General features: G+C 72.6%; 8 protein-coding genes. 5 read left to right on the top strand and 3 right to left on the bottom strand.

The genetic code is table 11. From position 1 onward, the window contains the following. Positions 1 to 9 precede the first annotated feature (9 nt). Positions 10 to 5,400: a type I polyketide synthase gene (locus F1615_RS02720; protein ID WP_149547197.1), complete on the bottom strand. Its 5,391-nt coding sequence runs from the start codon at positions 5,398 to 5,400 to the stop codon at positions 10 to 12. A gap of 823 nt (positions 5,401 to 6,223) precedes the next feature. Here F1615_RS02720 and F1615_RS02715 point away from each other — a divergent pair. From F1615_RS02715 to F1615_RS02695, 5 genes are all read left to right on the top strand, one after another. Next, positions 6,224 to 7,414, top strand: coding sequence for a cytochrome P450 (locus F1615_RS02715; protein ID WP_149547196.1), 1,191 nt, complete (start codon positions 6,224 to 6,226; stop codon positions 7,412 to 7,414). 72 nt (positions 7,415 to 7,486) lie between these two features. Continuing rightward, positions 7,487 to 8,353 carry a methyltransferase domain-containing protein gene (locus F1615_RS02710; RefSeq protein WP_167533635.1) on the top strand — a complete coding sequence of 289 codons (867 nt, stop codon included), beginning with the start codon at positions 7,487 to 7,489 and terminating at the stop codon, positions 8,351 to 8,353. Positions 8,354 to 8,409: 56 nt separating this feature from the next. Beyond that, entirely contained in the window at positions 8,410 to 9,663 is a 1,254-nt protein-coding gene (locus F1615_RS02705; protein WP_149547194.1) for a cytochrome P450, read from the top strand. A 60-nt stretch (positions 9,664 to 9,723) separates the two neighbouring features. Continuing rightward, positions 9,724 to 10,167, top strand: coding sequence for a hypothetical protein (locus F1615_RS02700; RefSeq protein WP_149547193.1), 444 nt, complete (start codon positions 9,724 to 9,726; stop codon positions 10,165 to 10,167). Continuing rightward, positions 10,161 to 10,406, top strand: a complete 246-nt coding sequence (locus tag F1615_RS02695) for a 4Fe-4S domain-containing protein (protein WP_149547192.1) — start codon at positions 10,161 to 10,163, stop codon at positions 10,404 to 10,406. The genes F1615_RS02700 and F1615_RS02695 overlap by 7 nt, the downstream gene beginning before the upstream one ends. Before the next feature lie 307 nt (positions 10,407 to 10,713). Here the strand turns inward: F1615_RS02695 and F1615_RS36805 are convergent, their stop codons facing one another. Beyond that, positions 10,714 to 10,995 (bottom strand): heavy-metal-associated domain-containing protein, encoded by a 282-nt coding sequence (locus F1615_RS36805; protein ID WP_149547191.1) that lies wholly within the window; start codon positions 10,993 to 10,995, stop codon positions 10,714 to 10,716. A gap of 169 nt (positions 10,996 to 11,164) precedes the next feature. Further along, positions 11,165 to 13,366 carry an MMPL family transporter gene (locus F1615_RS02685; RefSeq protein ID WP_149547190.1) on the bottom strand — a complete coding sequence of 734 codons (2,202 nt, stop codon included), beginning with the start codon at positions 13,364 to 13,366 and terminating at the stop codon, positions 11,165 to 11,167. Positions 13,367 to 13,656: the final 290 nt, after the last annotated feature.

The following is a 13,656-nucleotide window of genomic DNA, read 5'->3' as shown; positions in this document are numbered from 1 at the left end:
GGTCGACGGTCAGCGGAGTTGTTCCGCGAGGTGCCGCACCAGCAGTTGCGCGGTGGGGAACGCGCGGACCAGCGTGGTCGGCAGTTTCAGCCCCGTGGCCCGGCTGAGACGGTTGCGGAACTCGATCGCGCTCAGCGATTCGAGTCCCAGGTCCTTGAACGAGCGCCCGGTGTCCACGTCGTCGGGTGAGGCCTGGGAGAGGACGGCTGCCACCTGGTCGCGCACGAGTCCGGTCAGGAACGCGTCGCGTTCGGTGTCCGCGAGCGCCGCGAGACGGGCGCGCAGCGCGCTGCCCGACCGGGGGGCGGCGTCCGTCGTGACGACTCTCCTGTCCGGCCACGGAACGAGGTGTCGCAGCAGGGGGTGGAGCTCCCCGGCCCGCGCCCGCAGCGCGCCTGCCCGGACCCGCGCCGGGAGGACCACCGCGGCAGGGCCTGGAGCGAGTGCCGCGTCCAGCAGGGCGGTGACGTCCCCGGTGCCGAGCGGGGTGAAGCCCGTGCAGTCGTCCCGGCGCACCGGCTCCCGCCCGCCTGCCGTCCCCTTCCCGCTCGCTCCGGCGCTCCAGCCGACCGAGACGCCGATGGCCGTCCGGTGGTTCGCGCGCCGCATGTGTGCGAGGGCGTCCAGGAGGCAGGCGTCGACGGCCGGGCCCGGAAGGTGCGGGGCGCCGAACGTTCCGTCCGCGGAGACGAACAGGACGAAGGCGTCGAGATCGTGGCCGCGCGTGAGCCGGTGCAGGTTCCAGGCGGCGATGGCCCCGGCCGGTACCTGCTCGGCTGCCTCGTCCTGGGGCGCGTCCGCCCCGGCGCCGGCCGTGTGGACGACAGCGGTGACCGGATGCGCGTCCTCCACGGTGTCCAGGACCGCGGCCAGCGCCCCGGCGTCGGTCACGTCGCAGTCGGCGACGGTGACCTCGGCCCCGAGCTCCGTCAGTTCCTCGACCAGCGCCCCGGCCTCCGGGGTCGCGGACGCGTGGGTGCCGGTCAGCAGCAGATGGCGCACGCCGCGGCGGACCAGGTCGCGGGCGACTTCCGCGCCGGGCGCACCCGTGCCACCCGTGATCAGAACGGTGCCGCCCGGGGTGAGCTCCCGCGGTTCCGGCGGACGTGCCGACGGCTCGAGCCGGGGTACGCTCCACGCCCCTCTGCGCAGCGCGAACTCCCCCGGGGCGCCGGACAGGGCTGCCGCGACGGCGCGCGACGACGCGGGCCTGTCGTCGACGTCGAGCAGGGTGACGCCACCCGGGTGCTCGTCCCGGACCGACCTGATCACTCCCCGGAGCGCGGCGTCCAGGAGTCCGGGGACGTCCTCGCCGTCCCGGGTCGCCACCGCGCGCCGGGTGACGAAGACGAGCCGGGTGGCCGCGAACCGTTCCTCGTCGCACCAGTTCCGGACGACCCGGCGTGCGCGCCCGGCGCTCTCGCACAGGTCCGTCGCACTCGGACCGCCTTCCGTGATGCCACCGGTGCCGCCCACGGAGGCGCCCAGGATCAGGACGGAGTCCGGAACCCGGTCGCCCGCGTCGATCGCCTCGCGCAGGGCGTCGAGATCGTGGTAGGCGTCCGTGTACGTGCCGGTGGCCATGAGGGCTCCGCGCAGACCCAGCGCGTCGGTGCCGACCAGCGCGCACCGCCCCGGTTCCCTCACGGCTTGCGGGGGCGGCGCGGCGGCCCAGCGCACGTGGTACAGGGCTTCCCGGGGCGCGGGGCCGTTCTCCGCGCGGTCCGCGTCGGCGGCATCCGCTGTGACGGCGTCGGGGGACGCCCCGTCCGTCGTGGGCCGGTGACCCGCCGGCCGCAGGCCACGCACCGACAGGACCGGCTCTCCGGCGTGGTCGGCGGCGTCGAGCGTGCAGCCGTCGGGACCCGGCGCGACACGCACTCGCAGCGACGTCGCACCGGTCGCGTACAGCTCCATGCCGCTCAGGCTCAGTCCGCGCGCATCGGCCGGTCGGCCGGACCGCGCGAGACACGCCACGTCCAGGGCGCTCTGCAACAGCGCGGGCTGAATGCCGTACGCCCGCGCGGTGTCGTGCAGGGCCTCGGGGAGTGCCACCTCCGCGAACGTCTCGGCACCGCGCTGCCACAGCCGGCGCACGCCGGGAGCGGGCGGCGCCTGGCCGCCGGTGAACTGTGCCACGGCGTCCGGCGGCGGCCAGGCGCGCAGGCCCGTGCTGCCGCCCCGCGGTCCGCCGTGCCCGGGGTCCGCCGCGGTGACACCCCCGGTGGCGTGGCGGGTCCACGGCCGGCCCGGCAGGGAGTCGTCCGGCCTGCTGTGCACGGTCAGGGGACGCAGTCCGTTCGCGTCGGGCGGACCCGTCGTCACGGTCAGGGCCAGCGCCTCGTGCTCCGGTGGCAGCAGCGGGGTATGGATGGTGAGGTCCTGGACCCTGGCACACCCCGCCTCGTCGGCCGCGCGGACCGCCAGCTCCAGGAGCAGGCCCGACGCCGGGGCGGCGGCGTTCTCCACGGGCGGAGGCAGGGTGCGCGCGGTCAGCCGTCCGGTGAGGGCGACAGTCTCGGAGTCCGGGAGCTCGAGTACGGCGCCGAGAACCGGATGGCCCGCGGAGGCGAGCCCGGCCGCGGTGACGTCACCGGCGGCCGACGGCTCCGGCTCGGCCCAGTACCGACCGCGCTGGAAGGCGTACGTCGGGAGGTCCACCCGCACCGTGGGATCGGTGCCGCCGGTCACCGCCGCCCAGTCGACCGGTATGCCGTGGACCCAGATCTGACCGAGTGCGGCGAGCAGGGAGGCGTGCTCCGGCCGGTCTCCGCGCAGCGCGGCGGCGAACACGGGTTCCTGCCCGGCCGCGTCACGAGCGGCGAGCGCCTCCGGTCCGAGGCCGCTGAGCACGCCGTCCGGGCCGAGTTCCAGGAAGACCGAGGCGCCTTGGCCGGCCATCGCGTTGACCCCGTCGCCGAACCGCACGGCTTGCCGGACGTGCCGCACCCAGTAGTCCGGCGAGGTCAGCTCCGCCTCCGTCGCCGGGCTGCCGGTCACGTTGGAGACGACGGGCAGCCGCGGGGCGTGGAAGGACAGTGCCTGCAGCTCTTCGAGGAACGCGTCGAGCATGGGTTCCATCCGCGGCGAGTGAAAGGCGTGCGACACACGCAGCCGCTTGGCCTTCCTGCCTCGTGTCCGCCACACCCGGGCAAGTGACACGACGGTGGTCCCGGTGCCCGAGATCACCACGGAATCGGGCGCGTTGACCGCCGCGACGCCCACGTCCCCGGCGGTGCCGATCAGCTCGAGAGCCTCCGCCTCGGTGGCTTCGAGGGCCGCCATCGCGCCGCCCTCCGGAAGGTTCTGCATCAGGCGCCCGCGCGCCGCCACGAGCCGGGACGCGTCCCGCAGTGAGAGGACCCCCGCGGCGTGCGCCGCGACGACCTCGCCGATGGAGTGTCCGCCGAGGAGGCGGGGCCGGACGCCCCAGGACTCCACCAGTCGGAACAGCGCGGTCTCCAGCGCGAACAGCCCCGCCTGGGTGTACACCGTCCTGTTCAACAGCTCTGCCGCGTCCGGCACTTCCTCTCCCCCGGGCCTGACGCCGAACACCACGTCGGCGACCGGCTCGGGAACGTGCCCGGCCAGTTCCCGGTCGAGCGCCGCGCAGGCGGCGTCGAAGGCCTGGGCGAACACCGGGTACCGGCACCGCAGTTCCCGTCCCATGCCCAGCCGCTGTGCGCCCTGCCCGGTGAACAGCACCGCGAGGCGGGCATCACCGCGCGCGACTCCTTCGACGACGCCCGGGGCCGGCTCTCCCTCGGCCAGCGCACGCAAACCGTCGAGGAGTTGGCCGAGGTGCCCCTCGGGCGCGATCACGACACCGCGGTGCTCCAGTTGCGCCCGGCCCCGGGCGAGCGCACCGGCGACGTCCGCCACCCGGTGGCGGCCCACCGCGGCACCGTCCACCGTGTCCCCCGTCGGCGGCGCGCCGCCGACGGCGGCCCAGGACCGCAGTCGCCGCGCCTGCTCGTGCAGCGCCTGTGCGCCGCGCGCGGAGACCACCCACGCCACGGCGCCGTCCGGGACGGCGTGGGCGTCCCGGCCCGGTGCGTCCGGCGGCACACCGGGACCCGGGGTCCGCGCGGCGGCACGCGGAGCCTCCTCCAGGACGAGGTGCGCGTTGGTGCCGCTGATGCCGAACGAGGACACCGCCGCCCGTCTCGGGCGCCCCGTCGACGGCCACGGCCGGGCCTCGTGCAGCAGCTCCAGCCCGCCCCGGCACCAGTCCACGTGCGGAGTGGGTTCGGCCGCGTGCAGCGTTCTGGGCAGCACGCCGTGCGTGAGGGACAGCACCATCTTGATGAGGCCGGCGACTCCGGCTGCGGCCTGGGCGTGCCCGAAGTTCGACTTCACCGAGCCGAGGTACAGCGGACTGCCCTGCCGGCGTCCGGGCCCGTAGACCGCGAGCAGCGCCTCGGCCTCCACCGGATCGCCCAGAGCGGTGCCCGTGCCATGGGCCTCGACGGCGTCCACGTCGGCCGGCGAGAGCCCGGCGTCCGCCAGGGCCTGCCCGAGGACCTGCTGCTGCGCACGTCCGTTCGGCGCGGTCAGACCGTCGCTGGCACCGTCCTGATTGACCGCGGAGCCGCGTATCACCGCGAGCACCGGGAGGCCCTGCGCCAGCGCGTCCGAGAGCCGCGCGAGGAGGACCACGCCGACGCCCTCCGCCCACGCGGTGCCGTCGGCGGCCGCGGAGAACGGCTTGGCCACACCGTCCGGAGCGAGACCCCGCAGCTTGCTGTACTCCACGAACATCGCCGGGGTCGACATGACCGTCGCGCCGCCCGCGAGGGCGAGCGTGCAGTCACCCTGCGCCAGCGCCCGGCACGCCAGGTGAATCGCCACCAGGGAGGCGGAGGACGCCGTGTCCACGGTGATGGCGGGCCCCCGGAGGCCCAGCGCATAGGCGACACGGCCGGACATGACGCTGCCCGCGGTGCCCGTCAGGGTGTGGCCCGCCGCCCGGTCCTGTGCCCGTTGGAGAACGGTCAGATAGTCCTGTCCAGCGGTGCCCGTGAAGACACCGACGGGTTCGCCGCGCAGGGAGGTCGGTGCGATACCGGCCCTTTCCAGAGTCTCCCAGGAGACTTCGAGGAGAAGCCGTTGCTGCGGGTCCATCGCCAGCGCCTCGCGCGGGGAGATCCCGAACAGGGCGGGGTCGAAGCCGGCCGCGCCGGACAGGAATCCGCCCCGGTGCGGGGTGGAGACTCCCGGGAGACCGACATCGGCGGACCGCAGCCGCTCCACATCCCATCCCCGGTCGTCGGGGAAGTCCGAGAGGCCCTCGCGTCCCTCGGCGAGAAACGTCCAGAACTCCTCCGGCGAGGTGACACCCCCCGGAAGCCTGCATCCCATGGCGATCACCGCAACGGGTTCGCGTTCCCCGGCGCTCACTGTCCCACCCCACAATCACCTCACGGCTCAAGCCCACACCAGCGGTCGGCCAGGGGCTCAGGGGGCCGGCCGTCCGGCCCGGACGGATGCTGCGGGCGACGGCCGCCCGACCCGTCGGCCCAGCCAAGACTGCGACGGCCCACCGAACCTGTCATCGCCCAGATTGCTCAGCTCGTCGCGGGCGCCGTCCGGTGCCGGAGGCCGGCCGGAGAGCGGGGTCGGCGACGGTGTCGCGGCGCTCACCTCGGATCCGCCGTGCCCGGTGTCGACACGCGGGGTGTGGAGCCGGGGGGCCGCCGGGCCCCTGTTCCTCGCGCCGCTGCCTGCCTCCCGCACACGGATGGGTGGGCTGCGCGGGACGAGACCGCCGTGATCGAGGCGATGCGCCGGGCCGGGGTGCCCGGCCTCGCGGACCGGCCCGTCGACGCCCGGCGTCGGCTGGTCCCGCTGGTCCCGCTGGTCCCGCTGGTCCCGCTGGTCATGGTGCTCGCCCAGCAGACGCCCGTCCTGCTGCTCCACGAGCCCCACCACGGCACGCGGACCCCACCCCGGCAGTGGGGGCACGTACGATGCCGGGCCGCCCCACGCCGGCGGCCGCACGAGCCCCGATCCGCCCCTCCGTCAGCGTCCCTCGCCCCGGCTCACGGCGTGGGCATCATGTGCAATCCAGGAGTTGAGCCGCTTCCACGCGGGGTGCGACGCTGTTCCGGGCCGACACCGCGCCCCGCCAGGCGGCGCCAGTCACGGATTCCGGCCGCACCCACACCTGATCCCGTGCGCACACGCCCCAGGCGCCGAATCCGGCTGAGCAGAGAGATTCCCGATGACTCAGACCTCCCCGGAACCGGTGGCCCTGCCCACGGTCCGCGACTGCCCGTTCGACCCGCCCCCCGAGCTGATACGGCTGAGCACCGAAGCCCCCCTGCAACCGCTGGCGTTCCCGGACGGCAGCGTGGGCTGGCTGGCGACCGGACACGAGGTGGTCCGCACCATCCTCAACGACGCCCGTTTCAGCGCGCGCATGGAACTGCTGCGCATGCCGGTTCCCTACCCGTGGCAGGCGACACCCGCGCCGCCCGGCTTCTTCGTCGGCATGGACGCCCCAGAACACACGCGCTACCGCAAGCTCCTCACCGGCCAGTTCACTGTGCGCCGCATGAAGCGGCTCACCCCGCACGTCGAGCGGATCACGGAGAGCCTGCTGGACGCGATGGAGGAACAGGGCGCGCCGGCCGACCTGGTGGACGACTTCGCCCTGCCCCTGCCGTCCCTCGTGATCTGCGAACTGCTCGGCGTGCCCTACGACACCCGCGACTCCTTCCAGCTCCACGCGGCCACCACGGTGTCCACCAACGGCACTCCCGAGCAGATGATGGCGGCACACGCCGCTCTCGACGAACTGATGCTGCGGACGGTCACCGGCAAGCGGGCGGCACCGGCCGACGACATCATCAGCGGCCTGGTGGCCGACGGCGGACTCACCGACGCCGAGATCGCCGGCGCGGGCAAACTGCTGCTCGTCGCAGGGCACGAGACGACGGCGAACATGCTCTCCCTCGGAGCGTACGCGCTGATCAGCAAGCCACGGCAACTGGCCCTGCTGCGTGAGGACCCCGGACGCGTCGACTCCGCCGTCGAGGAACTGATGCGCTACCTGAGCATCGGCCAGTTCGGGCCGTTGAGGGCGGCACTGGAGGACGTGGAAGTGGCCGGGCAGGTCGTGCGCAAGGGCGACGTGGTAATGACCTCGATCCCCGCCGCGAACCGCGACCCGGAGCGCTTCGAGCGCCCCCACGAGCTCGACGTCGGCAGGTCGGCGGCCGGCCACCTGGCCTTCGGCCACGGGATCCACCAGTGCATCGGCCAGCATCTGGCCCGGATCGAGATGCGCGTCGGCTACTCCGCCCTGTTCCGCCGCTTCCCGGGCCTGCGCCCGGCAGTGCCGGCCGAGGAGCTCCCGCTGCGCACCGACATGTTCATCTACGGCATGCACCGGTTCCCGGTCACCTGGTGAGCCCCTCCGGACGCCGGCCCGGGCCCCCCGTGCCGTCGCCGGCCCTTCCCACACACGAAAGGTGTGACGCACGTGGACGAAGCACAGGGCACCGGAGCAGCGCAGGACGGCCCTGCCGCGGCCGGACATGACCGGACGGAGGTCGGCGGCTTCTACGACCGCTTCACCAGGCTGACGCTCGGCAATGCTCCCGGCGCCAATCTGCATTACGGGTACTGGACATCGCCGGACGATTCCGCCACCTTCGAGGAGGCGGCCGCGCAGCTCACCGCCCTGATGATCCAGGAGGTACGGCTCCCGGCCTCCGGTCACCTGCTCGACGTCGGCTGCGGCATCGGCGGGCCCGCCGTCCAGCTGGCCCGTGTCACCGGCGCGGAAGTCACCGGGATCACGGTGAGTCACGATCAGGTCACCCTCGCCAACCGGCTGGCGGCCGACCTCGGCCTGGCCGACCGGGTGCGGTTCGAGTACGCCGACGCCATGGAGCTTCCCTACGCGGACGCCTCGTTCGACGCCTCGTGGCTGCTGGAGTCCATCATCCACATGCCTGACCGTGGCCATGTGCTCAAGGAGATCGCCCGGGTCGTCCGTCCGCGCGGGCGCGTGGTCTTCACCGATCTGTGCGAGCGGTCCCCGCTGACCGCCGACGAGCAGAGCACCGTCGACGAGTTCTTCCAGGCCGCGAAGATGAGCCCGATGGTGACGCTCGACTCGTATCCGCGCCTGGTGCGAGAGGCCGGTCTGGTGCTCGACGAGGTCCGCGACATCAGCGACAACGTCATGTGGCGCACCACCCGGGAACTCTCCCGTCAGATGCGCGAGGCCCGCGCGGAGATCGACGAGAAGTTCGCCAGCGACCCGGCCTATCAACTCGATCCGGCACGACTGAGCGACATCACCGCACTGGGGTACGTACTGGTGGTGGCCCACTGCCCGTAGACGTGACCGGTCCAGCGGCAAACAGTCCAGACACGAAGGCAGGTGAAGAGGCAGCCATGGAACAGACGCCGGCCGCCACATCGACGGTCACGGCCCGCCGCGACGACGACGCCGAGTCCGTCTTTCTCGACATCATGCAGAATCCCGCTTCCGACGATCCCTACTCGCACTACCGCGAGCTGCGGGACATGGCACCGGCTCTGATCACGAGCGACGGAACCCTGGTCCTGACCGGGCACGCCGAGTGCGATGCCGCGCTGCGGCACCGGTCGCTGGGGCGGGGTGACGACATGGACGGTTTCCGCCTCGCACCCGTGCCCCAGGAGCAGGTCACGGAGGTGATGGCCACGCTCAGGCGCAGCATGGCCTTCGTGGACCCACCGCACCACGCCCGGCTGCGCAGACCAGTCAGCTCCGTCTTCACCCACCGGCAGGTCGAGGGGCTGCGCCCCGCCGTGGTGGCACACACGGACCGGCTGCTCGCGCGCCTCGACGGGGCCGCGGGCGGCGACTTCATGGAGGCCGTGGCCAAGCCTCTGCCGGAGATCGTCATCTCGGACCTGCTCGGCATTCCCGAAAGCGACCGCGCTTCCGTCCTGCCCAACTCGCAGGCGCTGGCGGCGCTGATGGAACCCGTCACCGACGCGGCGGTGTTCCGCGCCGCCGCCGAAGCGCAGCGCGCGCTGTGCGACTACTTCGCCGAGCTCCTCGCCCGCCGCAGGGCCCGACCGGCCGACGATCTGCTGAGCCGGCTCGGCACCGCTGCCGAGGGCGGCGGCCTGAGCGACGACGAGATCGTCTCCACCGCGCTGCTCCTGCTGGGGGCGGGCATCAAAACCACCACTCATCTGCTCGGCAACGGCGTACGGGCCCTGCTCGACCACCCCGAACAGTGGGAGCGGCTGCGCGAGGACCCCGCACTGATCCCGTCCGCGGTGCAGGAGCTGCTGCGGTACGACACTCCGGCCCAGCTCGACGCGCGGGTGGCGCTGGAGCCGACGTGGTTCGCGGGCGTGGAGCTCGAACCGGGGCAGACGGTGATGACCGTCATCGGCGCGGCCAACCGGGATCCCTCGCGCTTCCCGGACCCGGAACGCCTCGACGTGGGCCGGGGCGAGAACGCCCATTTGTCGTACGCGGCGGGGGTGCACTTCTGTCTCGGTGCCCAGCTGGCCAACCTGGAGGCGGAGGTGCTGCTGCAGCGGCTGGTGACGGGTGCCGTAGCGATCGCCCCGGCGGGGCCTGCCCGGCGGCGGATCGGCCTTGGGCTGCGGGGTTTCGACACGCTGCCCGTCGCGCTCACCCGGTGAGGTGACCAAGACCCCGGGGACGAGGCGGATCAGACCGAGCGGAAGTCGAAAGGCCACCGGATGACGGAAACTGCCCAGGAGCCGGTGGCACTGCCCACGGCGCGTACCTGTCCCTTCGCCCCTCCCGAGGAACTCGCGAGGCCCGGCAGCCGAAGCCCGGTCGGACGCCTCACCTATCCGGACGGCACGCTCGGCCGGCTCGTCACGGGGTACGCACAGGCGCGGAGCGTGCTCGGCAACCCTTCGTTCAGCTCCCGCAGCGAGCTGCAGCGCCTGCCCGTTCCCCATCCGTGGGTGGCCGAACCGGCGGCGCCGGGGCGATTCATCAGCATGGATCCGCCCGACCGCACCCGGCTGTGCAAGCCGCCGGCCGGCCTGTTCACCGTCCGCCGGACGAACCGGCTCCTGCCGCGGGTCGAAGAGATCACCCGGGAGCGGCTCGACGTGCCGCTGCGGTCGGAGATGATCGTCCACGGCGTGCACGAGCTGCCGGTCACGTGGTGAGCGGCCGTGTTCTCCGGGTCGAGGCGGATCCCGGGCGCTGCTGTTCGGCGGGGATGTGCGCTCTGACGGTCCCGGCGGTGTTCGACCAGTCCGATGCGGACGGCACGGTGGTCGTGCTGGACGCGCAGCCGGCCGACCGGCATCACGCGGCACTCCGCGACGCGGTCCGGTCCTGCCCGAGCGGAGCGATCAGGCTGAGTACGCGGGATGCGTCAGGACAGATGGTCGCAGGTGAGTGAGGGGACATCGGCCATGCGAGGGATCAAGGCGCCCGACCCGGTCGAGGTCGGCGGTTTCACGACCGGTTCGCACAGTTCTCGGCCATGGCGGACCCGGCGGCCGATCCGCACTTCGGGTACCGGAACTCTCCGGACGACGGCTCCTCGCCGGCCGAGGCGGCTGCCCCTCTGACGGAAGTCATGATCGGCAAGGTGGGAATCGGACCGGACCGGCACCTGCTCGACGTGGCGCGTACCGGCAGAGGGCCGGGTACGGAGGGGGCGGCGACCTCGGCAGGTCGCCGCCCCCTCCGTGTCCGGCGGCCGTTCAGACACGGCCGGACATCTCGTACCCGATGTCGTCGAGGGCCTGGGCGAGGGCGGCCTCCTCGAGTTCGTGCTCGGAATCGACGGACACGTGCCCGCTCTGGACGTCGACGTCCACGTTCCGCACGCCGTCGAGGCCGGTGATGGCCTCGGTCACGGAGGTGGCGCAGTGCCCACACACCATGCCTTCGACGGCGTAGGTCACAGTGACGCCCCCGGCCTCGGAGGCTTCACCGGACCCGCTCGTCGCGGGATCATCATGGGAAGTTTCGGGGGAGCCCATGAACCACTCCTGTCGTCGGTACCCCGGTCCATTCCTCAGCAATACCCCAAGGGGGTATGGACAGGCTATCCTACCCGACGATTGATGACACCCTCGATCGCACGACTTCCCGAACGCGCCCTCGAGGGCGCAGGGCCCCGCGCGGAGCGCGTTCGGCAAGTCCGTCCGGTCACCGCTCGGTGACGAGGTCGTCCCGCTTCTGCGACGCCGGTGCTACCTGATCGGCCGGCGCCTCCAGGGCGACTCGCGGCAGTACTCTGCCCAGCGGGCCGGGCAGCCACCAGTTGGCGTCGCCGATGATGTGCATCAGCGCAGGCACCAGCAGCATCCGCACGATGAAGGCATCCACGGCGACCGCCCCGGCAAGCGCGACACCCGTCATCACGGCGGCCTGGTCGGCGCTGAGAAGGAACGAGCCGAAGACACACACCATGATCAGAGCGGCACAGTTGATCACCCGGCTGGTGTCCGTCAGGCCCAGGCGCACAGCGCGCGCGTTGTCCCTGGTGTGCACCCACTCCTCATGCATCCGGCTCACCAGGAACACCTGGTAGTCCATGGAGAGACCGAAGAGCAGCGGCAGCATGAACGCCGGGATGTACGAGGTGATCGGTCCTTCCTTGCCGAGGCCCAGCAGGTCCAGGCCCCAGCCCCACTGGAAGACCGCGACGATGATGCCGAACGCGGCACCCGCGGCGAGGACGTTCATCAGCGCCGCGATCAACGGCACCACGACGCTGCGGAAGGCCACCATCAGCAGCAGCGCGCCCAGCACGGCGATCAGCGCGATGAACAGCGGCAGCCTGTCGGTGATGGCCTCCGCGAAGTCCTTCTGCACCGCGGTGTTGCCGCCGATGGACACCTCCAGGGTGCTGCCCCGCTCCGCCTGAGGCACGATCGACCCACGTAGTTCCGCGATGAGCTCGTCGGTCGCCTCGTCCTGCGGCGCATGGGCGGGAACCACCTGGTACACCCGTGTCCCGGTACCCTCGGACACGGTCAGCTCACCGACGTCCGCGACGCCGTCCAGGGCGCGCACCCGGTCGACCAGCCCCTCCACGGCACGTAGGTCGGCCTCGCCGCCGGGGACGTCGGCGACCATGTGCAGCGGGCCGTTGAACCCCGGTCCGAAGCCGTCGGCCAGCAGGTCGTAGGCCTGCCGGGTCGTCTGCGACTCCGGGTGGTTCCCCTGGTCGGTGGCCCCGAGCCGCAACGAGAAGGCGGGGAGCGCGAGCAGCACCATCACCGCGACGGCGACGACGGCCACCACCCCGGGCCTGCCCTCCACGAACGCCGCCCAGCGCACGGCGAGCGAGCCGGCGCCGTCCTCGGCCCGCCCTCCGCCCTCTGCCTGCGCGCGGCGTTCACGCCGGCTGAGCACCTTCGTCCCGAACAGCCCCAGCAGGGCCGGCAGCAGGGTCGCGGCGCATGCCACGCTGAGCAGCACCACGACGATCACCGCAACGGCCAGCCCGTTCAGGAACTGCATGCCGAGCGCGAACATCGCGAGGAAGGCCACGCACACCGTGCCGCCGGCGAACACGACCGCACGTCCCGAGGTGTTCAGCGCCCGCTCGGCGGAGACTTCGGGGGACAGCCCCGCCTTCAGTCCCTTGCGGTGCCGCGTCACCACGAACAGCGCGTAGTCGATGCCCACTCCGAGCCCGATGAGGGAACCGACGATCGGCGCCGAGGCGGGAAGCGTCATGACGTGGCTGAGCACTCCCAGCAGCGAGACAGCCGTGCCGACGGCGACGATCGCCGTGATGATCGGCAGGAGCATGCCGAAGAGCGAACCAAAGGCGATCAGCAGGACCACGGCCGCGGCCACGACGCCCACCAGCTCGGCGGCACCCTCCGCCGGCTGCTGCGCGTACTCGACCGCCATGCCGCCCAGTTCGACGTCGAGGCCGTCGGTGCGGGCGTCCTGGGCCCGGTCGATCACCTTCTCGGTGTCGCCCTTGTCCAGCTCGTTCGCCTGCTCCGTGAAGATGACCTCGGCGTAGGCGATCTTGCCGTCGTCGCTGATGTGCGCGGTCTCCGCCGAGTCGTACGGACTCAGCACATCGCCGACGTGGGGCAGGTCCTCGATGTCCCGCAGCGCGTCCGTCATGCGGTCACGGACCGCGGGGTCGCGCACCGTACCGTTCTCGGTCCGCCACACCACGGTGGACACATCACCCGCAGCCTCGGGGAAGACCTCCTCCATGCGCTCCATGGCACGCGTCGACTCCGTGCCGGGCACGTCGAAGGCGTTGGAGAAGGCGCTGCCTCCCACCGATCCGCCGGCCGCTGTGCCGAACAGTGCCCCCAGCCACAGGAGCAGGACCACGATCCGGTGCCTGAAGCACCATCGTGCCAGGGCAGTCATGTCAATCCTCGTATCTCACGTCCCGCGGCACGGAGGACCGCGGGAAATCGGCGGGGCGGAGGGAGGGGCCACTGGACGACGGGGCGCCGGACGGGGGTGGCAAGCAACTCCACGTCGCCCCCGTGCCCCCTCCCGCATCGGCCCAACGGCCAACGCCGTCGAGGGTGCCGCCACCCGCTCACAACCCGCCTACACGTCGCTCACATTGAGCAATTATTCGCAGCTCGTCCGGGCGATCCGGATGGCACCATGGGCCCATGCATGTGGGCTTACTCGGACCATTGGAAGTC

The sequence above is a fragment of the Streptomyces marokkonensis genome (genome assembly GCF_008312835.1).
GTDB lineage: Bacteria > Actinomycetota > Actinomycetes > Streptomycetales > Streptomycetaceae > Streptomyces > Streptomyces marokkonensis_A.
This window is presented reverse-complemented; position numbering and strand designations above follow the sequence as displayed.

What these genes read in the sequence shown, in the direction of transcription:
- F1615_RS02700 (WP_149547193.1), top strand. Translation starts at nt 9,724, where the DNA reads ATGACGGAAACTGCCCAGGAGCCGGTGGCACTGCCCACGGCGCGTACC.
- F1615_RS02705 (WP_149547194.1), top strand. Translation starts at nt 8,410, where the DNA reads ATGGAACAGACGCCGGCCGCCACATCGACGGTCACGGCCCGCCGCGAC.
- F1615_RS36805 (WP_149547191.1), bottom strand. Translation starts at nt 10,995, where the DNA reads ATGGGCTCCCCCGAAACTTCCCATGATGATCCCGCGACGAGCGGGTCC.
- F1615_RS02715 (WP_149547196.1), top strand. Translation starts at nt 6,224, where the DNA reads ATGACTCAGACCTCCCCGGAACCGGTGGCCCTGCCCACGGTCCGCGAC.
- F1615_RS02685 (WP_149547190.1), bottom strand. Translation starts at nt 13,366, where the DNA reads ATGACTGCCCTGGCACGATGGTGCTTCAGGCACCGGATCGTGGTCCTG.